Source organism: Paenibacillus sp. NPDC101420 (assembly GCF_050277435.1).
Taxonomy (GTDB): domain Bacteria; phylum Bacillota; class Bacilli; order Paenibacillales; family Paenibacillaceae; genus Paenibacillus_AQ.
On sequence record NZ_JBNNSE010000001.1, the window covers coordinates 1,414,921 to 1,441,710 of the forward strand.

The 26,790-nt window shown below is 43.7% G+C and carries 22 protein-coding genes; 3 read left to right on the forward strand and 19 right to left on the reverse strand.

Translation table 11 applies throughout. From position 1 onward, the window contains the following. Nucleotides 1-327: 327 nt before the first annotated feature. Nucleotides 328-1,545, reverse strand: coding sequence for a PLP-dependent aminotransferase family protein (locus ACQKMP_RS06225; RefSeq protein WP_042186247.1), 1,218 nt, complete (start codon nt 1,543-1,545; stop codon nt 328-330). Between the two features lie 139 nt (nt 1,546-1,684). Next, a complete protein-coding gene (locus tag ACQKMP_RS06230; RefSeq protein WP_042186245.1) occupies nt 1,685-2,341 on the reverse strand; it encodes a DNA-binding response regulator in 657 nt (218 codons plus the stop codon). A 283-nt stretch (nt 2,342-2,624) separates the two neighbouring features. On the opposite strand from ACQKMP_RS06230, the gene ACQKMP_RS06235 reads away from it, so the two are divergent. Further along, complete coding sequence (locus ACQKMP_RS06235; RefSeq protein WP_042186244.1) at nt 2,625-3,032, forward strand: hypothetical protein; 408 nt, start codon at nt 2,625-2,627, stop codon at nt 3,030-3,032. Beyond that, nucleotides 3,029-4,096 (forward strand): phosphodiester glycosidase family protein, encoded by a 1,068-nt coding sequence (locus tag ACQKMP_RS06240; RefSeq protein ID WP_143759516.1) that lies wholly within the window; start codon nt 3,029-3,031, stop codon nt 4,094-4,096. The genes ACQKMP_RS06235 and ACQKMP_RS06240 overlap by 4 nt, the downstream gene beginning before the upstream one ends. A 365-nt stretch (nt 4,097-4,461) precedes the next feature. Here ACQKMP_RS06240 and ACQKMP_RS06245 read toward each other — a convergent pair whose 3' ends face one another. From ACQKMP_RS06245 to ACQKMP_RS06280, 8 genes are all read right to left on the reverse strand, one after another. After that, complete coding sequence (locus ACQKMP_RS06245) at nt 4,462-4,716, reverse strand: AbrB/MazE/SpoVT family DNA-binding domain-containing protein (protein ID WP_039871533.1); 255 nt, start codon at nt 4,714-4,716, stop codon at nt 4,462-4,464. A gap of 124 nt (nt 4,717-4,840) precedes the next feature. Further along, a complete protein-coding gene (gene trmL, locus ACQKMP_RS06250) occupies nt 4,841-5,305 on the reverse strand; it encodes a tRNA (uridine(34)/cytosine(34)/5-carboxymethylaminomethyluridine(34)-2'-O)-methyltransferase TrmL (protein WP_042125678.1) in 465 nt (154 codons plus the stop codon). 123 nt (nt 5,306-5,428) lie between these two features. Then, on the reverse strand, nt 5,429-6,517 hold the full coding sequence (gene serC, locus ACQKMP_RS06255; RefSeq protein WP_042186243.1) for a 3-phosphoserine/phosphohydroxythreonine transaminase: 1,089 nt from the start codon (nt 6,515-6,517) through the stop codon (nt 5,429-5,431). A gap of 110 nt (nt 6,518-6,627) precedes the next feature. Beyond that, nucleotides 6,628-7,515: a hypothetical protein gene (locus ACQKMP_RS06260; protein WP_427469024.1), complete on the reverse strand. Its 888-nt coding sequence runs from the start codon at nt 7,513-7,515 to the stop codon at nt 6,628-6,630. Nucleotides 7,516-7,665: 150 nt separating this feature from the next. Beyond that, complete coding sequence (locus ACQKMP_RS06265; RefSeq protein ID WP_042186240.1) at nt 7,666-10,404, reverse strand: GH36-type glycosyl hydrolase domain-containing protein; 2,739 nt, start codon at nt 10,402-10,404, stop codon at nt 7,666-7,668. Nucleotides 10,405-10,433: 29 nt separating this feature from the next. Continuing rightward, nucleotides 10,434-11,270 (reverse strand): carbohydrate ABC transporter permease, encoded by an 837-nt coding sequence (locus tag ACQKMP_RS06270; RefSeq protein ID WP_042186238.1) that lies wholly within the window; start codon nt 11,268-11,270, stop codon nt 10,434-10,436. Further along, on the reverse strand, nt 11,270-12,163 hold the full coding sequence (locus ACQKMP_RS06275; protein WP_042186236.1) for a carbohydrate ABC transporter permease: 894 nt from the start codon (nt 12,161-12,163) through the stop codon (nt 11,270-11,272). Before ACQKMP_RS06275 ends, ACQKMP_RS06270 begins: the two co-directional genes overlap by 1 nt. Before the next feature lie 121 nt (nt 12,164-12,284). Continuing rightward, nucleotides 12,285-13,652, reverse strand: a complete 1,368-nt coding sequence (locus ACQKMP_RS06280) for an ABC transporter substrate-binding protein (RefSeq protein WP_427469025.1) — start codon at nt 13,650-13,652, stop codon at nt 12,285-12,287. A gap of 374 nt (nt 13,653-14,026) precedes the next feature. Between ACQKMP_RS06280 and ACQKMP_RS06285 the strand changes: the two genes are divergently transcribed. After that, nucleotides 14,027-15,061 carry a LacI family DNA-binding transcriptional regulator gene (locus ACQKMP_RS06285; RefSeq protein ID WP_042186234.1) on the forward strand — a complete coding sequence of 345 codons (1,035 nt, stop codon included), beginning with the start codon at nt 14,027-14,029 and terminating at the stop codon, nt 15,059-15,061. Between the two features lie 206 nt (nt 15,062-15,267). Here the strand turns inward: ACQKMP_RS06285 and glnA are convergent, their stop codons facing one another. The 9 genes from glnA to liaF all read right to left on the reverse strand — a co-directional run bounded on the left by glnA (nt 15,268) and on the right by liaF (nt 26,679). Further along, entirely contained in the window at nt 15,268-16,692 is a 1,425-nt protein-coding gene (glnA, locus tag ACQKMP_RS06290) for a type I glutamate--ammonia ligase (protein ID WP_042186233.1), read from the reverse strand. A 283-nt stretch (nt 16,693-16,975) separates the two neighbouring features. Next, on the reverse strand, nt 16,976-18,022 hold the full coding sequence (gene aroF, locus ACQKMP_RS06295; protein WP_042186231.1) for a 3-deoxy-7-phosphoheptulonate synthase: 1,047 nt from the start codon (nt 18,020-18,022) through the stop codon (nt 16,976-16,978). Nucleotides 18,023-18,286: 264 nt separating this feature from the next. Beyond that, nucleotides 18,287-19,243, reverse strand: coding sequence for a 4-hydroxy-3-methylbut-2-enyl diphosphate reductase (locus ACQKMP_RS06300; protein WP_042186228.1), 957 nt, complete (start codon nt 19,241-19,243; stop codon nt 18,287-18,289). 60 nt (nt 19,244-19,303) lie between these two features. Continuing rightward, nucleotides 19,304-20,749 (reverse strand): sensor histidine kinase, encoded by a 1,446-nt coding sequence (locus tag ACQKMP_RS06305; RefSeq protein ID WP_042186227.1) that lies wholly within the window; start codon nt 20,747-20,749, stop codon nt 19,304-19,306. A 1-nt stretch (nt 20,750) separates the two neighbouring features. Then, nucleotides 20,751-21,440: a response regulator transcription factor gene (locus tag ACQKMP_RS06310; protein ID WP_042125657.1), complete on the reverse strand. Its 690-nt coding sequence runs from the start codon at nt 21,438-21,440 to the stop codon at nt 20,751-20,753. A 109-nt stretch (nt 21,441-21,549) separates the two neighbouring features. Next, the gene (locus tag ACQKMP_RS06315) at nt 21,550-23,214 is read right to left on the reverse strand and encodes a S1C family serine protease (protein WP_042186226.1); all 1,665 of its coding nucleotides are present in this window, start codon (nt 23,212-23,214) and stop codon (nt 21,550-21,552) included. 651 nt (nt 23,215-23,865) lie between these two features. Beyond that, nucleotides 23,866-24,519, reverse strand: coding sequence for a response regulator (locus ACQKMP_RS06320; protein ID WP_042186223.1), 654 nt, complete (start codon nt 24,517-24,519; stop codon nt 23,866-23,868). Nucleotides 24,520-24,522: 3 nt separating this feature from the next. Further along, a complete protein-coding gene (locus ACQKMP_RS06325; protein ID WP_339246280.1) occupies nt 24,523-25,599 on the reverse strand; it encodes a sensor histidine kinase in 1,077 nt (358 codons plus the stop codon). Then, nucleotides 25,600-26,679 carry a cell wall-active antibiotics response protein LiaF gene (gene liaF / locus ACQKMP_RS06330; protein WP_042186218.1) on the reverse strand — a complete coding sequence of 360 codons (1,080 nt, stop codon included), beginning with the start codon at nt 26,677-26,679 and terminating at the stop codon, nt 25,600-25,602. It lies immediately after the preceding gene. Nucleotides 26,680-26,790: the final 111 nt, after the last annotated feature.

Here is a 26,790-nt window from a genome sequence, read left to right on the forward strand (position 1 = left end):
CTTTTTCTGAAATTTATAGGGAGAGATTCCCTATAATCTCCATTCCAGAATATAAATCAGCCAGTTATAGGGAGAAATCCCCTATAATGAACCCCTCGCACTCTACTTCTTCCCTAATGCCTCACTCTGTCTGTTATGATTTTCCGGTGTGTCATAAATTGAGCTGCCAGTTCAACCTGCAACACATCACCTTGCGCATCTGATCGCACATCTGCCTTTGCATTTGACCGCTCATCAACCTGTTCATCACATTTTTATGTCCGATCCATCAGATTCCTTAAACATTCATTAAGCACACTCTTCACGGTACAATGGATCAGCACCCACCTAACTCCGAGCCGTGAACTCCTTAACCGCCTCGCTCATCAGATTCATGCCGAGAAGCAGCTCATCCCGGCCGGGATGGCTGAAGTTAAGACGAATGTGATTTCCGCTTCCATCTACGCTACATAACGGTCCTGGCAAAAATGCCACTCCCTTACCTAGCGCACATTTTAGCAGTGCCATAACATCCATCCCCTCCGGTGGAGATACCCATAGAAACATACCTCCTGACGGCAGGTCGTAGGAGCTTCCTTTCCAAGCTGGACGTTTTAGCAGTTCAACCATTAACTTCAGTCGGGTGTTATATTCTCGGTTCAGCTGCGCAATATGCTCACGAAGATCAAAAGCGGTCACATCCAACAAATGATGCAAGAGCCGCTGATTTAATGCGCTCGATTGCCAGTCTGCCATCTGCTTGGCAGCAGCCATCATCCCGATCACTTCCCGGCTACCTGCAGCCCATCCCGTCCGCAGCGCGGGCGCAACGGTCTTGCTGAACGAACCGATATATAATACGTGTCCGCCATCACTTATATTTTCCAGCGCATACAAGGATGGATATCTTGTGGCCCAATGTTCACCATACTTCTGGAAATGTAGATCACCATAAGAATCATCTTCTACAATCAGGATGTTATACGCGATGCAAAGATCCAACACCTCACGCCGTCTCTCTAAGCTCCATAGGATGCCACTTGGATTCGTAAAGCTTGGTGTTGCGAACAACATCTTAGGCTTATGCAGTTCAATTTGCCTCCGCAAATGATCTGGATGAAGCCCGTCCAAGTCACCCTCTACAGGAATAATGATGGCACCCTGCATCCGAAGAGTTTGTAAGAATCCTGGAGATGTCGGATTTTCTACTAATACACGATCTCCCGGATCAATATACACCCGCGACAACAAATCAATCGCTTGCTGGCTCCCCGTTGTTAGCAGAACTCCACCCTCAGTAACAGTTACCCCTTTTTCTCTTAGCCAATCCCCGGCAAGCCACTCCCGAAGTGGACCATACCCTGCAGGATCACCATATTGAAGTGCTCCTGCATCTGCAGATATCACCGTAGAGGCTGCTTCGGCAAGCAGCGATAATGGGAACAGTTCTTCCGCTGGTAATTCTTCAGCAAGCGATATCATGGAGCTTCTCCGTGTTTGGGTGCGAATACTTAGAAGCGGTGACGATAGCAGTGTGTGTGCGCGAGCAGAAAATTGGTAAAGCATGCGAAATCCCCCTTCCCTAGTACCAAGTAGAAATGGTTTAGTTTTCCTCTTCCGAGGACGATTATCCATTTAACGTGATATGCTTTCTTCTATTTCAAGAATATTCCGCCTTTCCCGTCATTATGTCGTATAGCTTGGGTTATGCGTAGATTTGTCTGTTTTGTCTTGAAAAGAGAGCAAATTTCTCAATGGCCTGCGCTCGCGTCGAAACATCAAGCTTCACATAAATTTTGCGCAAGTAATTGTCAATCGAACGACGACTTACTGCAATTTCAAGCGCTATTTTATCATAAGTAATCCCCTGAACGATTCGCTCCATAATAAACATCTCTGTCTGTGTCAATTGAAGAACATCATCCAGTCCTTTAGAAGTCGAAATCGGCCAGGATCCTTTTTCTATCCATTCTAGCGGCATTGAAAGAAAACCCACCCGCAAACCCAGGATCAGCTGTAAAAGCTGATGAGGAGAAGCTCCTTTGGAGAAGATCCCGCTGGCTCCCAGCTCTATGAGGGGCTGAAGCAGATCCCTGCCGTCTTCATCCGTCATTACGACAAAATGTGAGTTTGGTGAGCTTTTTTTCATATTTAACAGCACACTCTCAATATTACCTTCAGGCATATGATAATCTGCCAGCACTAGCTCGGGATTCTTTTCCCTTACGATGGAAGCGCCTTCGTCCCAAGTTGAATACATTCCTAGAACTTTAAGCTCTCCTCCCTCTTCCAAAATCAATTTTGTCCCCAGCATACTTGTAGGATGACACCCCACAATAACCACCTGCCAAACCTTCATCATTAATGCCCAGACCCCCTGCTTTATATAATCATCCAGAAAGGAAAGCGCCGCAGCGTTTCCGGTTTAAACGCAAGCAAGGAAGTATGATGACTTGTTCGTTTATTCTCTCGCTGGTTACCTTGAGTACGTCTATCAGAAATTCCAATCTATAGAAATTGTATCGCAGTAGTTTAATAGGATGCAATTACTTTTTCAAGTTTTCACACTCTCTTACATTTTTGCGAAACTAGTCAAAGTCTGATAGAATGGGGACTTGAAAAAAAGACCAACCCGAGGTGATCAAATGCAACCGCTAGCGGAAACGTCCCCGGTACACTCGCGCCGCGCTGCTGTGAGAAGCGGCCCTTCCGTAAAATGGTTTTTACTGTTCTGGATCGTGATGATTGGAATCGGTGTATATGCTGTATACAGCTACACAAACCATTTGAAGCAGCAAGTGCTGAGCGAACTTAGCAATCAGAGCCAGCAGCAGCTAACCGTTCTTAAGACCGACTATGAGTCGAAAATTGCCGTTCTCACTGAAGAAGTGAAGGAATTGCAGAATACAGTGCAAAGTTTTAACGAACTATTAACCTTCACTAAAGATAATGCAAGTGCCAAGACAGACAATAGTAACAAGCTATATACGCAATTGAGCGAAGTTAGCAAACAGTTAGAAGCTTTGAAGAAAGAAATGGATCTGATCAAATGATGACGCCAGTCAAGAGAGTGAACCGTTTCTTTATGCTTCTGACCGCACCTTTTTTAGGTTTACTGATATGTATGTGGTGGTATCGACCTCCGCTCGAGCTGGATCTTGATGTAGGACAATTCGCACCTATCTCAGGGCCTTTGAATGAAACAGCTGTCCTAAAAAAGGATTTAACCCTAGCCGAAGGCACTGCATCCTACACCATAGATGCAGTCAGCGCTAGCGCTAAGCTATATAAAGGAACCACTACTGCTATGAATAAGTTAGTCGAGACAGCGAAGACTCAAGCGAGCCGTCCTGAGCTTATCTATAACCGCCGGATATCTGCCAAGCTTGGAATACCTTCTGAGGTCCTTACTAGCGACCGGATTAGAATCGAGCTGTATAAGCTGAATCCAGGTAACTATAAGGCCTATGCTTTGAAGATCAAATTGAAGGATCCAACTGCGATGCAAATGAGTCTTGCGAAGGAAGCTACTGGTGGCGCAGAAACCACTATGCACGCTGTACAAAGTCATGGTGCTATTGCAGGTATTAATGCTGGAGGTTTTGCGGATAAAGCCGGAAAACGCTATCCCTTAAGCACTACTGTGGTTGATGGAAAGTATCTCAATGGTTTCGAGCCGACATTCAAGGATCTCAGCTTCGTAGGTCTGAACAAGTCCGGACAGTTAATCGGCGGGAAATTTTACAGTCGCGCACAGTTAGATCAACTCGAACCCGTATTTGGTGCAACCTTTGTGCCTGTTCTACTTAAGAATAACGTCAAAGTACCGATCCCGGAAAAGTGGAAAACATCCCCCAATCGGGCGCCACGTACAGTAATCGGTAATTATAAGGATGATCAGCTTCTCATCTTTGTAGCGGATGGCTATAATGAGCTTGGCAGCTCTGGTGCCCGACTAGAGGAAATTCAGAACAAGCTATATAACATGGGTGTCATGGATGCTTATAATCTGGATGGTGGAGGATCGTCATCACTCATCTTCAATGGAAGAGTAGTCAACAAGCCATCAGACGGAAATCTTAGAGCTGTACCAACCAATTTCCTGTTTTTTAAATGATTATAGTAAAATGTCTATGCAACATATCACATTTGCGTTTATTTTTATTGATTTGCAGGGTATAATCTTGATAACGAATACATTTGCTAATGGAGGTGCCAGTATGTCGTTCTCATTAACCTTTTGGATCGTAACTATCGTATTTGTGTTATTTATGGTCGGCATCCTTACCTCATCTTACAACGACGACAAAACAAAAGGTCTATAAGCAAGAAATGCCTCAGCAGCCACTTGGCTCTGAGGCATTTTTTATAAGCCTGAAACAAAAAAACTGCCACATAAGTAGAGAAATCTACGAATGGGACAGTTTCTTTTTTTAGAAAACTATTGGCTGTCAGAATTCTAAATGTGTAAATATGTACTTCCTAGGCGTGTCTTGGCAATTGCGTCATTTCTGAGAGGCATGCAGCGCAAATATAACGATCTTTATATTCACTCACACCTTCCATTGATCCGCAGAAAACACATTTTGGACGGTAACGCTCCAAGATGATATGGTCACCCTGTACCAAAATTTCAACCGGGTCGCCTTCATTCATCTGATACCTTTTACGCAGGGACTTAGGCAGAACAATTCTACCCAGCTGATCCACTTTGCGAACTACACCAGCAGGTTTCATATCTAACGTACACCTCTCCTGTTCAACTAATAATTTGTAGCTACTATATATTTCGGCTCATTCATTATATTTCGTTATTAAAATGTCGAATCCTGCTGAAAAAAAACAAAAAAATGTCTTTTTTCTAAACAAGATTAGGAAAATCCAGCTGTCGAAGGGCTTCATATACAATAATAGCTGCAGAATTCGATAAATTCAGCGATCTCACGGCATCACTCATTGGCATGCGCATTTTTGTTTCTTTACCCGCTTCCAGAATTTCAGCAGAAAGCCCCTTCGTTTCTTTACCAAAGACAAAGAAGTCTCCATCTTGAAAATCAAAATCGCTATATCTCTTCTCCGCTTTCGTCGTTGCGTAAAAGAAACGTCCCTCACTGTACTTCTCAAGTACCTCAGCAAAAGAGTCGTGGTATTCAATGTTAACAGCGTGCCAGTAATCCAATCCTGCTCTTTTCAATGTAGCATCGTCTGTACGGAATCCGAGCGGGCGAACCAAATGAAGATGAGTGCCTGTTGCTGCGCAGGTACGCGCAATGTTTCCAGTATTGGCCGGTATTTCCGGCTCAACTAATACGATATGGAGTGCCATTATATGGTTCCTTCCTCTCTAAAGGCTTAATAGCCAGATGTTTTACTCTACTGCATAACCATAGCTTCTCCAAACAAACTGAAAACCTTCCACCCATAGGCGGAAGGTTTACGATAGAGTTCATTAACCTTGAGTTTGCCGGAAATGGTTCATGAAATCAGAAAGTGCTTTAACACTTTCGTAAGGAACTGCATTGTAAATGGAAGCGCGCAAGCCACCCACACTACGATGTCCCTTTAAGCCGACAAAACCTTCCAGTTCAGCAGCTTTAACAAACCGTTTTTCGAGTTCTTCTGATTGCATCCGGAAGGTAACGTTCATAATGGAGCGACTGCTCTTCTCAGCAACACCACTGTAGAAGCCGTCACTTCCATCGATGTGATCATATAATAGACCCGCTTTTTCAAGGTTCTTGGAATGGATACCAGCAAGACCACCTTGCTCCTCAATCCATTTTAATACTTCGTTAACCATATATACAGAGAAAGATGGAGGTGTATTGTAAAGAGAGTTATTTTTGTAATGAGTGCTGTAACGCATGATAGTTGGAATGTTAGAAGGTGATTCTGCGAGCAATTCCTCTTTAGCAATAACTACAGTCACACCGGAAGGACCAAGGTTCTTTTGTGCTCCAGCATAGATCATTCCGAATTGGTTGACATCGATTGGCCGGCAAAGGATATCACTGGACATATCTGCGATGAGCGGAATCGAGCCAGCATCCGGATATTCTGCATATTGCGTTCCTTCAATGGTCTCATTGGAAGTAACGTGAAGGTAGGCAGCATTTTCCGCAGCTTTAATCGAACTCAATTCAGGTATAGCTAAGAATTTCTTGTCTTCGGAAGAAGCAGCAACATGAGCGCCCCCTACCAATTTAGCTTCTTTATAAGCCTTATCTGCCCAGCTACCTGTCATAACATAGCTACCTACTTGGCCTTCGGAAATCAGGTTCATAGGGATCATAGCAAACTGTGTGCTTGCTCCACCTTGTACGAACAATACCTTATAGCCCTTCGGATTGCCGAGGAGCGAAAGCAGACGTTCCTGCGCTTCATTATGCACGGATTCGTAGATTGCTCCACGGTGCGACATCTCCATGATAGACATTCCACTTTCTCGGAAATCAACAAACTCCGCTTGTGCGCGTTCCAGTACCGTAAGCGGCAATGCTGCCGGTCCGGCATTAAAATTGTATGCTCTCTTATTCAAAACTACTCCCCACCCTTTCTCTCCTATCAATATGGATATCGCTTATGATAGCAATAATCTCACACACCAGCAAGTATAATTATTCACATAAAAGCTTTGATTACTGCTTATCATGACGTGAAAAAATGATAAGTTCGGCTCCAGGACTTGCTTTCATGCGGTAAAAGACTAATGTTCACAAAAACTTCAGGTGAGACCACATGACGTTCTCCCCATAGCGCCATTCGTGCTACTGGGAAATCTCCGCTCTCGCGTACTCCTGTTCCACTAGGCTTATGAACCAACTCCCAATTGAACTCAGCCTCTGGACCTCCCCAGCCACTCAGCTTGCAGTAAAATGACCGGTCTGGCTCTTCTGACCAAGTAAGGGTATTACCAGATACCTCCAGCAAATTATTCGTGTATTGAGATTCTGGTTCTACTACTTTGAGCCCATTCGAGAGGCGCAACTCAAAATCCGAACCTATATTCAAACCATCAATTCCTACGAAATTGTGGATGTACTCCTCGGTTTGGATTGGCTTATCCCCTTTGTTATGCAATTCATATGCAATTTTCAATTGGTCGTCCTTTATAGAGATCGTTTTGGTCAAAAGCATCTCGTATCCATTACTTTCCATCGGCTGGACAGTATATGTAATCGAATCATCCCTAACCTCCATATCAACAGCAAAGGGGGTTAGTGGATATTTATTATGAAAGCTATAGCTCTGCGAATCCAGCTTTTGTAACAATCCGATTCCGGGCTTTGGAAACCAGCCTCCGATCGGCGCTTCATCATACCCAATTGCCCGGGAAATGCCAAACTCGTTGCATAGTCCACTTCCGCCAGTACCCTCGCCTTCCTTCAAGCTCTCTGGCACACAAAACGTATGGTTACCCTTTTCTAACGTAACCTGTGTGATAAACCCCGTCCAGTCAAAACGAGTCCCTTTATAATCTTCTCCAATATCAGCGATATCCACAGATAATACGCCATTTGACAGCCTGTAACCCATCCTACACAAACCCCTTTCAATCATTCAACAAATAAGTAAATTAGCCCCATTATATCATTTATGAAGAACCTTAGTTTTTATAATTTTCAAAAAAACGTCTGCAGCCGCTATTCATAACGGTGCAGACGTTTATAAAAATTCTAGTTAAGATTACGCCAGAGTCACTTCAATCACGTGAAGCTTCTCTGTCTGCAGAGCAAGTAGCTCCTCACGTGGAATAATCGCACTTCCTGAGCCGCGCTGCAGCGTCACCTCGCTGCCGTTCAACGTAACGGAGTGTATTTGGTACTCTCCGTAGTTAAAGCTTCCAGTGGCTTTATAGACCACTTCAAACTCACGATCTGCAAAGATCGTCTTAATTGATGCTTTACCCTCGGAATCAAATTGTTCTTTTACTAATTTAGGTTCTAACAATAGATCTCCCAGCTTGCCCTTCACACCAAATACTTCAGTGACCATGGTTAGCAAGAGCCAGCTTGCGGAGCCTGTTAGATACGTGTACATCCCTCTGCCTTGCTCGTTAATATATTCAGGAATACCTGGGTAGATACGAGCTTTTTCGAAATCCGTACTCAAGCTGTAAAGAGATTCGAGGACCTTATGACCTTCTTTTACATAACCACGTTTGTACAACGCATTTCCGTACATGATGGTCATGTGACTGAACATGGCCCCATTTTCTTTATGGCCAAAAGCAAAACCAAAAGCACGACCCAGATTTTGCTGAATCCCACCGAAACGTGAATTAAGCCTGTATCCAATCTTATCATCAAATAGATTACGATCTACAGCAGCTATAATGTGTGGAATTTGCTCCGGAGCCGCTGCATGACCCATAAGCGGGAACACTTGGCCCGTAAGCGTCATACGAACGCCTTCAGAAAATTCACCCTCTACCTGTTCACCATCGTTATTATAATAACCATTAAACCAGCCATCGCCATTCTCACTCTGTACCCACTCGTTGCTACGCAAATGGTTAAATAACCATTCCGCTTTTTGTTCCAGATCGTCAGCTACTTTATCAATATCGAGAGATACACGAACTCCACTCACCTTATTTGGTGCGGCAGCATAATATCGATCCAATCTCTCATGTTTACCTGATACAGAACCATAATCCACAGACTCGTTAAGGGTATCCAGCAGTAGCTGCATTTCTTCGGCTAATTCAACAGTTTCCTGACCTTTAGAAGTCTTAAGGTTACGTAGGACCCGGGAAATATCCAATAGATTGCTAGCATAGAAAGATGTAAATGCTACACTCTCTCCGCGATCCGCCCCCATATCAAGGCCATCATTCCAGTCCGCGCCTTCGAGCAGGATATTATTATGTTCTCCTACATTAAAGAACGGAACTAGATTTTGCAGTAAAATGTGTTCCAGAATTGTACCTTTGTAGATTTCCCCAGAAACTGTTCTAAGATCACTGCCTACAGAGGTATTCCATGAAGTGTCACGTTCCTTACAACGACTCATAAAAGTATCCCGGAAATAAGTCTGTTCTTGCAACAAGAAATCAAGATCACCACTCTGATCCAGATAGAGCATCGTTGTTAAAAATGGCCATGCCCCATGATCCATCCATACACGAGGGATATTGTTACGGTCAGCGATAAATTCACCTGGCTGTTGACCGATAATGGTTGCGTTACTGCCATCAATTCTCACACCAGCGTAATTGTTGAAGAGTAGGCTGCGAACTTCGGCAGGCTCCATAATGAGCAGTGCCAGACAGTCTTGCCAAAGATCTCGCCAGCCACGTCCGCCTCTTCCATAATCATGATACGGTAAGAAGGAGTTACCATACAGTCTTCTAAGGACTGGTTGGATGGTTACCCATTTCATCCATTGATCTGCATCCGAGTCGCCGGTATGAAATTCAACCATATTCACTTTGTCTGCCCAGAACATTTTAGTTTCCTCTAGCAGATGATCAAAAGCTTCAGATGTACCATATTTACTCATCAACGCTTCAACGTTAATTCTATCACTATCAATTGCCATAACTACGACATAAGAATGGCTTGCACCAGAAGACAAGGTAATTGAAGCAAAACGAAGACCACCAACGGCTTCATAACCCTCTCTATCCACTCCTCCACCTTTACCAATCTCTGGCGTAGCATTCAGAATAACAGCTTCTGGCCAGTCAAGACTTCCACCTTCACCGATAAATTCTTCTTGAATCGGGAAGAAACCATCAGGCTGACTGCCATCACCTTCTGCACCAAATACACCGTAAGAAGTGTGATTAATGCGATGACCACGCTCATCGAAAGATAGTGCAGGTTGAACCTCAACACCATAAGCTGAGGTGTAAATCCGGTTCAGCAGTGAAGTTACATGTCTGTGATCGCGCAGATCATCTGCGGAACGGGCATACAAGGGAACTACCGCCGTTGGCGTAAGAGTAAGCTCCTCTGTTCCCGTATTCGTCAACGTAACTTTCATAAGTTCTACCTTGTCGTTACCGCTAGGTACGAAGCTGGTAATCTCAGCTTTGACACCCATCTCAGAGTTGCTGCGAGTCACACGATGCCATAGAAATCCAGCCTCAAGTACTGCATCATCAGCAGATGGGGTGTAGAACGCTGCATTTTGCTTAGCAGAGTTTCCAGCTGCAGACCAAGCACCTTTGCCATCGACGTAAACCCAGAAATTACGCGAGGCGCGTGAATTATGCAAATCTTCAACAGATAATGGCGGTGTTAAAAATGTATTATGACCTGTTGTCGCCTGACCATGAAGCTTCGGGGTTACAGTCGACATCATTCCCCCCTCATTTACTAGAGGGAAATATAAGAAACTACTATGATCCGGTTGCTGAAGCTTGAACTCCCCGTCCTTTCCGGTGAATTCAAAGCCTTGAATTTTTTTGCGGTCCATTGTCCCCATCCTCTCATTTACACATCTACTTAAGCTTTAACCGCACCTGCCAATGCACCGTCAACGATATACTTTTGAATGAAGGTGTACAGGACGATAAGTGGTGCGGATACGATCATGATACCGCACGCCAACATAGGCCAGTTGTTTCCGTATTGACCGCGGAATTCTTTAAGCCCGAAGGTAATTGGATAATGTTCCGGACTTGGCAAATACATGATTGGACCTACAAAGTCATTCCAAATGGTAATCGCCGTCAGGATAACACCTGTTGCGATAACAGGTTTCATCAGTGGCATAATGATCTGGAATAAATACCGCATATACCCAGCACCATCCATACCTGCAGCTTCATCCATCTCACGGCTGATCCCTTTAATATAACCTACGAACATCATGAAGACGATCCCTGTTCCTCCTGTTTTTAGGAGAATATAACCCAGCTTCGTATCATAGCCCACGAATCCAAGCTCTTGTTTCAAGGTAAGCATCAATTTGAACTGTGCAACCATAGGGTTAGGCAAGAACTGTGACATCAAGAAGAATAAATAAATAAACCCGCTCCACTTCACATAATTTCTCGCCACCGGGAAAGCTCCGAATAACGATACGATTAGTGTTAGCACTGTTGCTACAACTGTGTACAGCAAACTGTTAATGAAATAATTAGAGAAATTACCTTTTAACCAAGCTTCCTTGTAATTATCCCATTGAATACTTTTCACAAGTCCGATCGGGTCTAGCAAATAGTCCGAAAAAGACTTGAATGAAATGTTTATTACAAACAATAGTGGCATGATATACAAAACAAGCAATACTGCAATCAGAATATAGGAGAGAGTTTTGGCGGTTTTGGAATCTTTCATTAATACTCCACCTCTCTCTTACGCATTTGTTTAACTGCAAATACAACGAAGACCAGAATCATAAGGAACTGCACCACAGAAAGCGCGGATGGAAGTCCCATCTGTAGAGAACCACGGAACGTCTCTTTATACACGTCATAAGCCATCGTTCTTGTGTTAAAGCGACCGTCCGTAGTTGCGAGAATAATATCAAAGGTCGACATCGCACCGATAATGGACAAAATAATATTAATGGTGAACGATGGAGCAATAAGTGGGAACGTAATGTTCTTAAAAGATTGCCACTTCGTGGTTCCATCAATATATCCAGCTTCATACAGATCCTTCGGAACGGATTGAAGTCCTGCAAGGAAAATCAGCATGGAGTAACCCATGTACATCCAAATTTGCGTGAATATAATATAACCAAACGCATGGGTGAAGCTTCCAAAGAACATATCTTTATAACCGAACAATGAATCATACAGTTGATTTACGGGACCACTTAGCGGATCGAACATCAAGCCCCATACCAGTGCAACTACCGATACACCGAGCACAACCGGCAAAAAGAAAACTGCGCGATAAAAATAATCGCCTTTCAGCTTCTGATTAATCACTACGGCCATAAGGAGACCGACACCGTTTTGTACGATTGTAACAATGACCATGAAATAAACTGTTCGTATAATGGAATCCCATCGTTCGCCTGAATTTCCGGAGTTAAAAACACTGTAATAATTGTCAAGGCCTACGAAATTCAATTTGCTTCCTGGAACGTTAGTAATATCTGTAAATGAATAAATGACCGTCATCATAGAGGGTCCAAAATAAAAAATAACGTACAACGATAATGGAATCATAAGCAGCAGAAGCGGTAAATATCTTTTTATACCTTTTCCGAACGGATACATTTCTCTCACCTACCCAATCCTAATTCAATAAAATGATCGGGGTCTGTACGAACAGACCCCGATGTTGTAGTACATGATGGTGCACAGTATGTTGTAGATGTCTGTTTATTAGGATAACAGCTTATTTAGGAGCTGCTGCTTCCCATTCTTTTTGTTGTACATCTGCAAGTTCTTTAGCGGTTTTGAATTCGCCGCCTGGTGCCAGGTATTCAGTGTGAACGCCTTCAGCAGCAATGTGCTCGCCTACATTGTCGCGGTTAATCATAATGATTTCATAAGCAAGTTCAAAGTCTTCTGCCATGTATTGGGCAAGTTCGTTATCAATGAAGTCACTGCCAGTTGCGATGTTATCTTGTGTTGGCACGAATCCGGCAGCCTTAACATATTCCGTGTAATTTTCTGGTTCAGAGAAGAATTCCAACCATTTCAATGCGCCTTCTTTGTTCGGACCTTTTTCTGCTGCATACCAAGTTACATCGTATTTGCCGACAAGAGAAGCGTTCTTAGCAGCATCTTCAGTAGCAGGGATTGGGAAGTATCCGAATTTCACATCAGGATTTGCCGCAGCGATTGTAGGTGCATCCCAAGTTCCGTCAGCAATCATAGCTGCCTTACCTGTTGCGAAGTACGAAGGTGCTGTTGCATAGTCAATACCCAAGAAACCATCGATGATGTAGTTATCTTGAAGGGTCTTCATTTTATCCAAAACTTCTACAGCCTCAGCATCGTTGAACGCCGAAGTGCCTTTCCAAACGCCTTCAATCCATTTTTGTTGGTCGCCGCCGCCTAGAATCTTAGCTTGCAAGCCGAACACTGGCAGTTTCAAAGGCCATACGTCTTTACCAGCCACTACGATTGGCACAATGCTCTTGGATTTCAAAGTATCTAGAACACTGATGAACTCTGTCCATGTTGTTGGAACAGTCAAACCGTTTTGTTCAAAAATTTCTTTATTATAGAAGAAACCTGACATTGCTACTTTACCGGTTGGGATCGCATACACTTTATCGTTGTAAGTACCCGCTTTGGCAATATCATTCGCATTGTAGTTTTTAACGAAAGCTTCGTTGCTCAGATCAGCAATCAAACCGGAATCAATCCATTGTTGCCAGTCTGGCACTTTCGCACCTGGTGTCCAATCTTTCGGAGACAATCTCATACCGGACAAATCAGCAAGGACGTCTACGTCACCAGCTGTAATTCTTGCTCTTTGTGCTTGTTTAAATTCATCGTCCGGACCTGTCGTCGTGTACTCAATCTTGTATTCTGGATATTTCTCTTCAAACTTCTTATTAATGTCTGTAATAACCTTGTTAATGTTTTCTTGTTTCCAGTGCAAGATTTTAATAACCTTTTTCTCACCATTTGCGGGCTTGCTTGTTCCGTTGCCCGAAGTAGCCTCACTATTTGTGTTGTTGCCGCTTCCACATGCTGCTAATGAGAGCACTAGCGCTGAGCTCAACAATACCGCAGAAAGCTTCTTTACCATTTTTGTTACCCCCCAGATGATTTGTATGACCTCTTAACGAAACACCATCTTAATTATTGAAATTACGAAACGTTAGCGATTATAATACAGAAAGCGGTTTCGTTGTTTTTATTATTACATCGTTATTTATCTTTGTAAAGTCTTTTTTATTCTTTATCTTTGAACTATTCTTGAACTGAAATTCTCCAAAACCCTTTAAAATAAAGGATATATCTGCTTGAACGCCAAACATCCCATTGACTATCTACCTATATAATTATAAAATCATTTACGAAAACGTTTCGTAATTCATATTTGAAATCCAAAAAAAGTTTAACTCAACGATACTTTTATCATAGATTACGGAGTATTTCGCATCATAAGGAGGACTAAAGTTGGCCTATAACATTAAAGACATAGCGAAAATAGCTGGAGTTTCTGTTTCGACAGTATCTAAAATCATAAATAACTACAGCGACATTTCGGAAGACACCAAGACTAGGGTACAACAAATCATAAAGGAAACTGGATATACTCCCTCCAATTCAGCAAAAACATTAGCTACAAAATCATCGAATCTAATTGGTGTTATTTTTGCAGGAATGCTGAACGTTGACTTTACCCACCCTTTTTTCATCGAAGTTCTAAATTCCTTCAAAAAACAAATGGGACTGCTAGGTTACGACCTGATCTTTTTCTCTAACGAAAAATTCCAAAGTGGCGATACCAATGATTATCTTGCCCGTTGTTTGCATTTTAATGTGGATGGCTGCCTACTTATTACCGGACAAGAGCTAGAAACCTCCATCAGCGAATTGGATAATAGTTCTATCCCATGCATCGGCGTAGATTTAAAGCTATCAGGCGACAATTCGGGTTATATCATGTCTGATAATTTTAAGTTATCTACCAAGGTAGTCGAACACTTTTACTTATTAGGCTATCGAGAACTTGGTTATATCGGCAGCTCCTCTGAGTCAGAAATCTCCAATATACGTGAAAGTGGTTTCCGCAAAGCGCTAGAAGATTTAGGTCTACCGATCAACGAAAACTGGTTCTTAAACGGCAGCAACTTCTTTGAAGCCAGCGGTTATGAAACCATGCGTAGAATGATTTCGAATGGAAACTTGCCCAGAGCGATCTTCGCGGCTTCTGATCAGCTTGCTATTGGGGCTATGCGTGCCCTAAAGGAATCTGCTATTGCTGTTCCTGGAACCGTCGCGATTATTGGCTGTGACGATATCGAAGCCTGCAATTACACAACACCACTCTTGACTACGATTAAGCAAAATAAAGATAAGATTGGTCGTCTAGCCGCGTTAATGCTGTATGATCTAATAAACAATCAATCAGGCACGAGCTCTTTCAGCGTCGAGCCAGAGCTCATCATAAGAGAATCCTGCGGAGCTCCTGAGCGGGGTTTAGTATAGATCCCCAAGTGATACCTCTACTTAATTAAAGCGGAACTACAGGGCAGAATATTAAACTATAGAAGCTAAAATGAGGATATCCTTAGCCATATCAATGGCCAAAGATATCCTCATTTTTGTTAGGATCAATACAAAAGGTGTTCCTAAGTTATTTCCATGACTTAGGAACACCTTTATTGGTTAAAGCTTTATATGATTGAGTAATCTTACAGGTCGAAGTACAGAGAATATTCATGTGGATGAACACGAATCGCAACCTCTTGAGCCTCGGAACGTTTCAGAGCAATATAGTTATCAATGAAGTCCTTAGTAAATACGTCGCCTTCTGTAAGGAACTCGTAATCAGCTTCCAAAGAATCAAGCGCTTCGCTAAGGCTACCTGGAACGCTGCGAATCTTTTCTTTGTCTGCATCGGACAATTCGTAGATGTTCTTATCCAGAGGACCGTAACCCAGTTCTTGTGGGTTGATCTTGTTCTTGATTCCGTCCAGACCTGCCATCAGCATTGCGGAAAATGCCAGATAAGGGTTAGCGGTGGAGTCCGGTGTACGGAACTCGATACGACAGCCCTTTGGTGTCACAGCCGCTACTGGAATACGAACTGCTGCAGAACGATTTCCTTTGGAGTATACCAAGTTAACCGGTGCTTCGTAACCAGGAACCAAACGTTTAAATGAGTTGGTGCTTGGGTTAGTCAAAGCGATCAAGGCTGGTGCATGGTACAAAATACCGCCGATGTAGTGAAGCGCCATTTCGCTCAAGTTAGCATAAGCGCCTTTTTCGTAAAACAAAGGAGTGTCTCCGTCAAAGATCGATTGGTGTACGTGCATTCCGCTACCATTATCGCCAAACAGTGGTTTTGGCATGAAGGTTGCTACTTTGCCGTACTGACGTGCAGTGTTTTGTACAATATATTTATAAGTCATGAGATTATCAGCAGTTTTCTTTAAGGTATCAAAACGGAAGTTAATTTCCGCTTGGCCTGCAGTTGCTACTTCGTGGTGATGACGCTCAATGCGCAGTCCCACTTCAGCAAGCAGACGACACATTTCACTACGGATATCCTGTTGGGAATCCACAGGTGCTACAGGTACATATCCACCTTTAACGCCAACTTTAAATGCAAGATTGCCGCCTTCTTCTTTACGACCCGTATTCCAAGCCGCTTCTTCAGAGTCTACGAAGAATGAGGAGCTGTTCATACCGCTCTCGTAACGAACATCATCAAAGATAAAGAATTCAGACTCAGGTGCGAAGAATGCTGATGTTCCAACTCCGCTCTTCTGAAGGAATTCTTCTGCTTTCACAGCAATACCGCGAGGATCGCGCTCATAGCGTTCACCATCAGGAGTGAAAATGTCGCACATAACGTTCAGCGTTGGATGAGCTGTAAACGGATCAATGAACACACTGTTCGGATCAGGCATCATAACCATGTCTGATTCTTCAATACCACGGAATCCTTTAATGGAAGAACCGTCGAATGCTACCCCATTTACAAAAGTTTCATCTTCCACTTCAGAAGCAGGCAGAGAAATGTGGTGAGCACGGCCACCTAAATCTACGAATCGAAAATCTACCCACTCGATATTGTTTTCTTTAATTGTTTGCAACACTTTTTCAACCGACATGAATTTTTCCTCCCCCAAGTTCCGAACATTAAGCCCCTCACAGTATGCAAATGTTCTTGTTTCATTTTTATTTGCTGTCGTCATTATAAATCTCATACCTAACATCGTCAATGCTTATGTCAGGTATTTCTTTCAGCAATGTAAGATATTCTAACGCTTTCGTGAAATCCATTATTTTCGCTAATATTCATAACATTTCTAACTTATCCAATAGCAAAGAAGCCCTACTATCCCGCTGTACCGCGGGTTTAGAGGACTTCCAAGGTTGTTATATTCTTAAAAATTATAGCGCCGAAACGGTTTCTGGCGAAGTTGAAAACTTACGTCCAACAATCGGAGCAAGCTTTTCTAGATCCTTAAGCAGATTATCGAACTGCTCAGGGAATAACGATTGAACACCGTCACCTGTCATGGAATTGTCCGGATCTGTGTGCATTTCGATGATTAGACCATTTGCACCAGCTGCAACCGAAGCTTTAGCCATAGGTTCAACTAACTCACGACGTCCAGTGCCGTGACTTGGGTCAGAGATTACCGGAAGGTGGCTTAAGCTTTGTAAAACCGGAATAGCCGATAGATCCAGCGTATTGCGTGTGTAAGTCTCAAATGTACGAATACCACGCTCACAGAGCATTACATCCTTATTTCCGCCTGCCAAAATGTACTCCGCTGCATTGAGCAATTCATCATAGGTTGCACTGAAGCCGCGTTTCAGAAGGACAGGTCTTCCACAAGTACCCAGCTTGCGCAACAAATCAAAGTTCTGCATGTTCCGTGTACCCACCTGGAGGATGTCAGCATGCTCTGCACAAATATCCACATACTCTGGTGTCATAACCTCTGTAATGGTTAATAGGCCATGACGCTTTCCTGCTTCAGCCATCATAGTCAAACCTTCTACACCTACACCTTGGAAGCTGTATGGACCTGTACGCGGCTTAAACGCGCCTCCACGCAGTACCTGAGCACCTGAAGCTTTAACCAGACGGGCAATCTCATCAATCTGCTCTGGAGACTCAACGGCGCATGGTCCGCCCATAATCACCAGATTCTCTCCACCAATCTTCACACCCTTGATATCGATAATGGTATCCTCTGGATGGAAATCGCGGCTAGCTAGCTTATAAGACTTGGAGATCTTTACGACGTTCTCTACTCCCTTCATTTGCCGCAAATGCTCTGCAAGCTTAGGAGTTACACTTCCTACTAAACCGATAACAGTGTGATCTGCACCTTTAGAGAGATGTACCTGCAGCCCCTCTTTTTCGATAACTGCAATAATATCTTTAACCTGCTCTTCTGGCGTTTGATTGGATGTAATGACGATCATTTTAATAACTTCCTCTCTACACTTAAAATTTATAATAATTTCGCTCAACACACTCGCACTACGACGCGTGTTCGCTTTTAAGCTTTTAAGCTTTTATGCTTTTAACCAATAAAGCGATTTTACTCTAAAAATCCTTTACCGTCAATCCTATTTCCTGATTTATAAGATGAAACCGCTTTTTCTAAATAGAAAAGCGCGTAACCTCGATAGACGAGGTTACGCGCTTTTGCCCTAACACAAATATATAAGTTCGCTTACAGCGCATTAAGTAGTGCTTGTGCTCTTATTCTTAACCGGAGGAAGTAATTTCGCCATATTCACAGTACGTTTGATCTCCCATGTCTCGGGATTCTCAGAATCGTACTGCTCCAAATAATTAATAACTTCTTTGGTAATTGGAGTAGGTGTAGACGCGCCAGAGGTAACCCCTACAATATTTACACCCTTCAGCCAGTCGGTGTTTAGTTCAGAGATATCAGAAATCCGATGAGCAGGCACACCTGCGATCTCTTCCGACACCTGTGCCAGACGATTAGAGTTGTTGCTTCGTGGATCGCCAACGACAATCACTAGATCGCATTGACCCGCCTGTTCCGCTACAGCCTCTTGACGCACCTGAGTAGCCATACATATCTCATTATGCACTTCAGCACCTGGGAAGGTCTCTAGAAGCTTTTTCATAATATTCTTAATGTCCCACTGGCTCATAGTGGTCTGATTCGTAATTACAATCCGTGAAGAAGGAATGGATAGAGTTGCAATCTCATCTTCTTTTTCAATTAAATGCACATGCTCTGGCGCAATGCCGACAGCACCTTCCGGTTCCGGATGGCCTTTCTTGCCGATATAAATAACCTCATAACCGTCATCGACTTTCTCCTGAATGAGATCATGCGTCTTTGTCACATCAGGACAGGTAGCGTCGACCGTAGTCAATCCTTTATCCCTAGCCATCTTGCGTACCTCAGGTGAAACTCCGTGAGCAGTGAATATAACGGTTCCACTGTCTACTTTATCGAGAATATCCAAACGGTTATGACCGTCCAAGGTAATAATGCCATCGTCCTCAAACGAATTCGTGACATGACTATTATGAACAATCATGCCCAGTATATAAATCGGCCGGGGAAGATCGAGATTTTGCGCAGCCTGCCGTGCCATTACCATAGCATCGACTACTCCGTAACAATATCCCCGTGGAGAAATTTTAATGACTTCCATGACTTCACCAACTTTCTGCTTTCGTTGACTTCTGTAATAGGACACACTTTAAATTATACCCTATTCCAGCGGCGGAGCAAAGAGAAGCGGCAACCAGATCACAAAAGTAGTTCCTTCGCCTTGGCGTGTAACAACTTCCACAGACCCACCATGCTCGTCAATAATCCATTTAGCAATGGATAAACCAAGCCCAATTCCTTCTGTAATTCCACGTGATTCATCTGCACGATAGAAACGGTCGAAAATATATGGAACCTCATCTTTATCCATACCTATCCCCGTATCGGTGATCCGAATACCAACCTGATTCTGATAGAAAATCGTATCTAAACTTACCTCACCAGAAGGCGTGTATTTAAAAGCATTATCAATAAAAATAAATAACATTTGTTGTAAATAATCTTTATTACCCACAACATATTTTCCATTTAAGACGGACATATCCCCTGTAACCCACTCCGCTTGACGAGGCAGGAAGGATGCCCTACGCGCGATCTCAGTCATCATTGGTTCCAGTGCTACCGGCTCTATCTCGAAGGTTCGCCCTGTATCAGCACGAGCGAGCGAGAGCATATCTGCTACAAGTCGGCTCATTCGCTTAGACTCGTCCGCGATATCCTTCACCGATTCCATCGAGAGCTGGCGAATTTCAGCCTCGCTCATCTTCCCTTCGCCCGGTTCCATCTCCCAAACTTTTTGCAGCAGATCTATATTCCCACGAATGGTTGTTAGTGGAGTCCGCAGCTCATGTGATGCATCGGAAACGAATCGACGCTGAGCTGCATAAGAATCCTCTAACTCTGTGTAGAATCCTTCCATCCGCCCAAGCATGTTATTGACAGTCTCAATTAAACGACCTATTTCGTCCGGAGGTCCATCATATTCAATACGGGAGCTTAGGTCTGTCCCAGTCTGGATACCGTTTGCAGCTTCAATCACTTTCCCAATAGGACTCATCGCTTTACGTGCCAGGAATAAACCAAAGGTAAATGCCGCGATCAAGGTAGCAAAAGAACCGACAAGCAATATATTTTTCAAACGCTCCAATAGCTTATTCTGCTCATTCACATAGGCAGCGACTTGTAATACAGCCACTGGATTATTATTATAATGCTCTAGTTCGATAGGCATCTCGTAGATCAAAAACTGATTGCCGTCCACAACAACATTACGAAATCCTTTTGCAATTTTATCTTTAGCAGGATAATCAAACCGTAGGCCAAAGTTAATCATATTTGTCGATTGTGACAAGCTTTTGCTGCCATAAGTATAAATCTGCGTATATAAATTGGAGTTTTCAGGACCGACTCCGCCAAGTTTCAGCTCACCATTGTAGCGATCAACGCTAAATAAAAGTTTCGTTTGCTCAGATTGTACCTTCAGACGATCCTTCAAGTCCCCATACGTATTAAAATAGACAAAACCGTAAATTGCGGCTGATAAGGCCAGCAGCATAACGGCCAAAATCCCTGAATACCAAGCAGTCAGCCGCAATCTTATAGACATGTTAGTTGTCACCTCTTAGAATGTAACCGGCACCCCGGATCGTTTGAATGAGGCGTTTACCGCCATGCTCCTCCGTCTTTTGACGTAGCATAGCTATGTATACCTCAAGTACATTTGATTCACCGCTATAATCATAACCCCATATTTTATCCATGATCAGATCCCGCGAAAGCACCCGTTTCGGATTTTGCATAAAGAGATGCAGCAGCTCAAATTCCTTCGCTGTCAGCTCCAGTCTCTTGCCGGCGCGTGTCACTTCACGTGAATCCACATCCAAGGTAATATCCTCGTAAGTAACCGCTTGCTCACTGCCGCCACTTTGCTCACTCTTGCGCCGAAGCAATGCTCGCACACGCGCAAGTAACTCTTCCAGCGCAAATGGTTTAACTAGATAATCGTCCGCACCCAGATCAAGCCCTTTCACACGATGCTCAATTTCATCCTTGGCCGTAAGCATTAGAACAGGTACATTACTGCCCCCTTCTCGCAAACGACGACAGACTTCAAATCCGTCTACCTGAGGCATCATAACATCCAAAATCACCACATCCGGATCGCTGCTTAGGATTGCTCGTAAACCATCCGCTCCATTCACCGCTGTCTTTACATCGTAGCCTTCAAAAGCTAACCCCCGGCGCAGCATGGAAATAATTTTTTCATCATCATCAATAATAAGAATATTCGGTCGCATCAAGCAGCCCCCATTGTTCATTTCTATTTATTTATATTGTAGCAGTCACACCATGATTAGACAAAAACGGAAGGGTTGCCCCTTCCGCGTTATTCACCGTCCGGTGTTATTACTTCTGACTTTGCCCAGTAGTCGTATCAAAATCATTCTTGTTGCCGATTGTTACGGAAAGATCCATGTTTTTACCATCGCGCACCACATTCAGCGTTACTTTGTCACCGACTTTTAACGTTTGAATGAAAGCGATCAGATCTTGATTTGTTGCATATTTTGTACCATTTGCACCTGTAATGATATCGTAAGGGCGCAAGTCAGCGGCATACGCTGGCGATTTAAAGATAATGTCTGCAACTACAGAGCCTTCTTTAATATCCGTGCCCATTTGCTTAGCTACTTCATCTGTAATCGTCATAAGCGTTGCACCAATGAATGGTACGGGTTCTTTTGGAATCGCTTGGTTCGCTTCGAGTTTATCTACGACCTCTTTAATCGTATTCACAGCGATAGCGAAACCTATACCTTGGGAATCTGTGCTAACAGCTACGTTCATACCAATTACCTGTCCATTCATATTGAGCAACGGACCACCGGAGTTACCAGGGTTGATAGAAGCATCCGTTTGCAGCAGGTTTTTGTAGTTGCGTGTTCCACTACCGTCTTCTTCGTTGATATCGATGCTGCGTCCTTTTGCACTAAGAACACCAGAAGTTACTGTATGGTCGAAGCCTTGTGGGTTACCGATAGCAACCACTTCCGAGCCTACTTTCAAGCTATCCGAATCTCCCAGAGCAACTGTAGGGAAATCAGTATCTCCTTCAATCTTCAGTACTGCCAAATCCAGATCTTTGCTAGAACCTAGCAATTTTGCTTCGTATGGTTTAGTCACGCCATCCACTGTAACTTGGATGACATCGGCATTTTCAATGACGTGCTGATTGGTCAAAATATATCCGGATTTCTCATAAATGAAGCCTGTTCCAATTCCATAAGGGATGAGCTGCGATGAAGAATTTGAACCTGACTTCGAGTCCTGCTCATTTTGTGAAGAACCACTTCCACCGTATTGATCCCCGAAGAAAAATTGAGAGAACGGATCACTCAAATTCGGACTGGATGAACTTCCATTACGTGAACCGGATTTCACTAGCGTCTCAATCTTGACGACTGCTGGTCCAACCGCATCAACTACGCCAGTCACATCACGAGATCCTTTCACCAATGATGTAGTGGTAGTATTAGGTGTAGTACTAGCACTCTCATTCGTCGTCTTCGCCGTTCCATTCGATTCTGAGCTCGCAATGGTTGAAGCTGCATCTCCTGTGAACCAGTTGCCTCGATCTGCCATGAACATAGAACCTGAGAGAACGACCATACCCGCTAAGAAGGAAACAAATATTGTTTTCACTGAGCTTTTTGGCTTTTTATTAAACTGCCAGCCACCGCCACCTTCAGAACCACCTCCGCCGTTTCCTCCACGTCCACCGCCATTACCATCAAAGCCTGTACTGCGATATGAACTGTTATATGGGAGTTGTTTTACAGGCTGTGGAGGTGTAATCTCGACCCGCTCCGGCTCCATCCGGTTGTAATGCTGAGCACTTCCGTCTACGTTACTTTCATCTTTGTTCAATGATTTAAATGGTCCATAAGAATAGTAGTATGATGATCCGGATTCGGATGACTGATTATTATTGCTATTATGGTTATTATTGTCCCAATCCCGATCTGGTGCTGGTCCATTGTCTCGATTAAAGTTGTTTTTGTTATCGTCCATGTTTATTTACCTCCTGCATCCTGTCGCCTGACAAGGATTAATTTGTTTTCTTGTTTCTTATTTTGTACTTTAAACCTTAAGGTCACATTAAAAACAATTTAAGCGGAGATAAAAGATATAGGCGAATAGACGAGATTTGGTTCAAAAGGCGCACGCTGTTGATCGGGACTGGGTTTCAGGCTACACCGCTGTTGAAATCATGTTCCTATGAATTGACCCTCCGGGTGGAACATAATTTCAAAGGCGGACGTAAACTTTTCGCTCTGATACCCAATCCCTAGGCAGGGAAGTAAAAAAGAAGCTCGGGCGCGGAAAACAACGCGGCCCGAACTTCCAACATACAACCTAGAACAAAACCCTAGAACGACGTCCGTGAACGAAGTCCAAGAACAAGGAACAAACAACGATCAATAATTATAGGGAAAATCTCCCTATAATTAACCAAAAATCACAAGAAATCAAGATTTAAAGGGAATACCTCCCTATAATTCTCAGCAATATAGCTATTTATGAGAAAAACAAGGAATTTATACGGAGGATTTCCCTATAATCCTGTATACAAGCCTAAAACTCAAGTTTAAAGGGAAGTTTTCCCTATAACTTACTTTTAAGCCCCCATAAACTACTCCAAATCATCTTAAACACCAATCCCTAACCCTGAGCCCAACCCTTCCGATGAGCATAAATAGCCAACTGGGTTCGATCATCCAGCTCGCATTTCATCAGCAGGTTACTGACATGCGTCTTCACAGTCTTGATGCTGATATGTAGTTCCTCGCCGATATCCTTATTGGTCTTGCCCTCTGCAATAAGTAGTAGGACCTCCTTCTCACGCTCCGTCAAGCCGGAGGAATCACCTTGCACGGTACGCTGGCGAATGCCACGTGTCAACGCTTGCGATACATCCCCTGTCATAACTGGCATACCGCGAAATGCGCCTTGCAGTGCGTAGATCAGCTCCTCTGCCGATACGGTTTTGAGCACATAGCTGACTGCTCCAGCTTCTATAGCGTCCACGACGAGGTCATCCTCTAAGAAGCTGGTCAAGATAACGATTTTGAGACCAGGAAATTCCGATAGCACTGCACGAGTAGTCTCCACACCATTCATCACAGGCATCATCAGATCCATTAGCACGAGATCGGGTAAGCCTTCATGTCCGCCAGCACGCAGCATCTCCAGCGCTTCTTGTCCATTTGCTGCTTCTCCTATAACCTCAAACGTCGGCTCCAGCATCAGATATGTTTTAAGACCCATCCGCACCATATCATGATCATCCACGAGCAACACTCTTATGACGCTCATGCTCTATTCCTCCTCGTCCTCTGTATCTGTTCCTAACGCTCTTTTTCCCTCTAACTCAGAGTTCCCTTGCACAAACTTAGGGATATGTACACGTATGGTCGTTCCCGCACCCTTACGGCTAATAATCTCCACTTGTCCACCCAGTTTCTCCGCACGCTCGCGCATGGTGGTAAGACCGTACGAACCCTGTTTTTGCTGTATATGTTCAAAACCTTGACCGTCGTCGCTAATACTCAGCACAACCTGTCTTGACCCTTCACGCAGTGATAAACTGACCAGTCTAGCTTCAGCATGCTTCACAATATTCGCCATAGCCTCCTGGATAATCAAGAATAACTGATGTTCAATAGCCTCAGATAATTCTCCTTGCAGCTCAAGCTCCTTCATTCCTTTTAAGCCGTTCTGGCGGCAATAATCAGGGAACCATTTTTCCAGTGCTTCGAAGAGATTCCTGCCTTCCAGCTCCACCGGTCGCAACTGTGCAATAAGTGCTCTCATCTGCTTTTGTGCCATCTGTGACATTGCAATTAACTGATCCATTACCAATTGACCTTGAGCTTCATTAACCTTCAGCACTTTAGGCAGCGAAGAAGCCGACATATGGATGGCAAAAAGCTGTTGGCTCACCGTATCATGCAAATCCCGGGCCATACGCCTTCTTTCCTCCAACACCGCACTCTCCGCTGCCTGTTCCTTCTCAATAACCTCTTGTTCACCCAATCGCTGCAGAAGCTGCATCTTGTTCTCAACCGTATCCATCATGACATTAAATTCATGGTACACTCTCGCAAAAGACTGGTCATCACTCTCTGGCATACGAACGGACAGATTCCCTTTTGCCACCTGCAGCATATTTAGATCCAGATGATCAATCCGGCGCTGAATGCGCTGACCTGCCATATAGCCGATTACAACAGTGAACAACACGATCCCCAGACATAAGTACAGCCACATGCGATAATCCATTACTTCGATATACCCAAGGCAAGTGCCTGCATACATCAACCCGGCGCTTACGGCTCCAGTGAGCAAAAAGTAAAACAACAACAACCATTTGGTATTACTAAAGATTGTTCCCATCTAACCCACCGTTTTAACTTTAATGTCACCTATAAAAGCACTTACGTTAATGCGGACCTTTTTGCCCGCTTCTTTATAATAAGGCGTCTTGCATTGAACACTGCTCATAAATCCACTCCGAGACTGATCCAAAACTTCCATATCGCCGATAAATGAACTACTGTTCACTGAGATTCCAAGATCCATATCATTCGGAATGTACACCTTGATGTCACCTATAAAAGCGGAGATATTAATTTTCGTTTCTCCATAAGCAATCTGCGCGTTCGTCAGATCCAGTACAGTATCACCTATAAACTGCGAGACATTTGTATTCTTCAGTTGGAAATGCTCGCGACCCATGTGGACATCCCCAATAAAAGCAGAGCGATTAGTTGACTCCTTGCTGCTACTCTCTGTCTTATGGAACTCCTCATGCCATTCCCCATGTCTTCTAGCATGACGCTCATGACGTTCTTGGCGTCTGCGCTCATGACGCTCCTGTTTCTCCTGCCAACGTGATTCAGCGGTGGACTTAAAAGCTCCAGTTCCGTCCTCATCCTCTTCTTCATCTTTTTGAAGATTAATATTCCAGTCTCGCTCTCCAGAAGGTTTGCCGAATTTCTGCTCGAATTGTTCATCAAGCGTGGAATCCAGCGGCGTTGGCGGCTCCACATCCAGTGAGCTTTTTCCTGGAGGAAAGTAATCAGGTGGTGATGGTGGCGCAGGTGGCACTGGTGGTACTGAACCTCGTGGTTTAAAAATCACATAAAGACCGCCACCAATAAGCATGATTGGAATGAACATTTTGAAAAAATCCCCGGCTGAAATATCGAACCAGTCCAAATTTCGTCCAAGGAAGAACACTCCGATCGCCAGAAAGAAAAAACCGCCGATAGGTGAAGATCCACCTTTTTGATGTTCGTCTCCCGTACCCAGGAGTCGCTTCATCCCCATGAGGATCAAGATAACAGGCCAATAATTTGAGATTAAATAACCTAAGCTGAAATCGGTGTAACCCAATTGTCTAAGTAGAAACATGGCTCCAATCCCTATCAGGATCAAGCCGCCAAAAATCTGACTGGTGAACCTTCTTTTCATATTCCATTTCCCCTTTAAATTAGTGGAACGCTCTCTTCTTCAATCTTATAGCTTTAGTCTACAGGAAGGAAGCGCTCATAAACAGCGGCGAGAGAAGGAACTTCCACTCAG

Excerpts from the sequence above, each read along its gene's own strand:
- ACQKMP_RS06225 (WP_042186247.1), bottom strand. The coding sequence starts at position 1,545 with ATGCTTTACCAATTTTCTGCTCGCGCACACACACTGCTATCGTCACCG.
- aroF (WP_042186231.1), bottom strand. The coding sequence starts at position 18,022 with ATGATCGTCATTACATCCAATCAAACGCCAGAAGAGCAGGTTAAAGAT.
- trmL (WP_042125678.1), bottom strand. The coding sequence starts at position 5,305 with ATGGCACTCCATATCGTATTAGTTGAGCCGGAAATACCGGCCAATACT.
- ACQKMP_RS06310 (WP_042125657.1), bottom strand. The coding sequence starts at position 21,440 with ATGCGACCGAATATTCTTATTATTGATGATGATGAAAAAATTATTTCC.
- ACQKMP_RS06275 (WP_042186236.1), bottom strand. The coding sequence starts at position 12,163 with ATGTATCCGTTCGGAAAAGGTATAAAAAGATATTTACCGCTTCTGCTG.
- ACQKMP_RS06305 (WP_042186227.1), bottom strand. The coding sequence starts at position 20,749 with ATGTCTATAAGATTGCGGCTGACTGCTTGGTATTCAGGGATTTTGGCC.
- ACQKMP_RS06315 (WP_042186226.1), bottom strand. The coding sequence starts at position 23,214 with ATGGACGATAACAAAAACAACTTTAATCGAGACAATGGACCAGCACCA.
- ACQKMP_RS06280 (WP_427469025.1), bottom strand. The coding sequence starts at position 13,652 with ATGGTAAAGAAGCTTTCTGCGGTATTGTTGAGCTCAGCGCTAGTGCTC.
- glnA (WP_042186233.1), bottom strand. The coding sequence starts at position 16,692 with ATGTCGGTTGAAAAAGTGTTGCAAACAATTAAAGAAAACAATATCGAG.
- ACQKMP_RS06245 (WP_039871533.1), bottom strand. The coding sequence starts at position 4,716 with ATGAAACCTGCTGGTGTAGTTCGCAAAGTGGATCAGCTGGGTAGAATT.
- ACQKMP_RS06240 (WP_143759516.1), top strand. The coding sequence starts at position 3,029 with ATGATGACGCCAGTCAAGAGAGTGAACCGTTTCTTTATGCTTCTGACC.
- ACQKMP_RS06265 (WP_042186240.1), bottom strand. The coding sequence starts at position 10,404 with ATGGACCGCAAAAAAATTCAAGGCTTTGAATTCACCGGAAAGGACGGG.
- ACQKMP_RS06230 (WP_042186245.1), bottom strand. The coding sequence starts at position 2,341 with ATGATGAAGGTTTGGCAGGTGGTTATTGTGGGGTGTCATCCTACAAGT.
- liaF (WP_042186218.1), bottom strand. The coding sequence starts at position 26,679 with ATGAAAAGAAGGTTCACCAGTCAGATTTTTGGCGGCTTGATCCTGATA.
- ACQKMP_RS06260 (WP_427469024.1), bottom strand. The coding sequence starts at position 7,515 with ATGGGTTACAGGCTGTCAAATGGCGTATTATCTGTGGATATCGCTGAT.
- ACQKMP_RS06270 (WP_042186238.1), bottom strand. The coding sequence starts at position 11,270 with ATGAAAGATTCCAAAACCGCCAAAACTCTCTCCTATATTCTGATTGCA.
- ACQKMP_RS06300 (WP_042186228.1), bottom strand. The coding sequence starts at position 19,243 with ATGGAAGTCATTAAAATTTCTCCACGGGGATATTGTTACGGAGTAGTC.
- ACQKMP_RS06320 (WP_042186223.1), bottom strand. The coding sequence starts at position 24,519 with ATGAGCGTCATAAGAGTGTTGCTCGTGGATGATCATGATATGGTGCGG.
- ACQKMP_RS06235 (WP_042186244.1), top strand. The coding sequence starts at position 2,625 with ATGCAACCGCTAGCGGAAACGTCCCCGGTACACTCGCGCCGCGCTGCT.
- ACQKMP_RS06325 (WP_339246280.1), bottom strand. The coding sequence starts at position 25,599 with ATGGGAACAATCTTTAGTAATACCAAATGGTTGTTGTTGTTTTACTTT.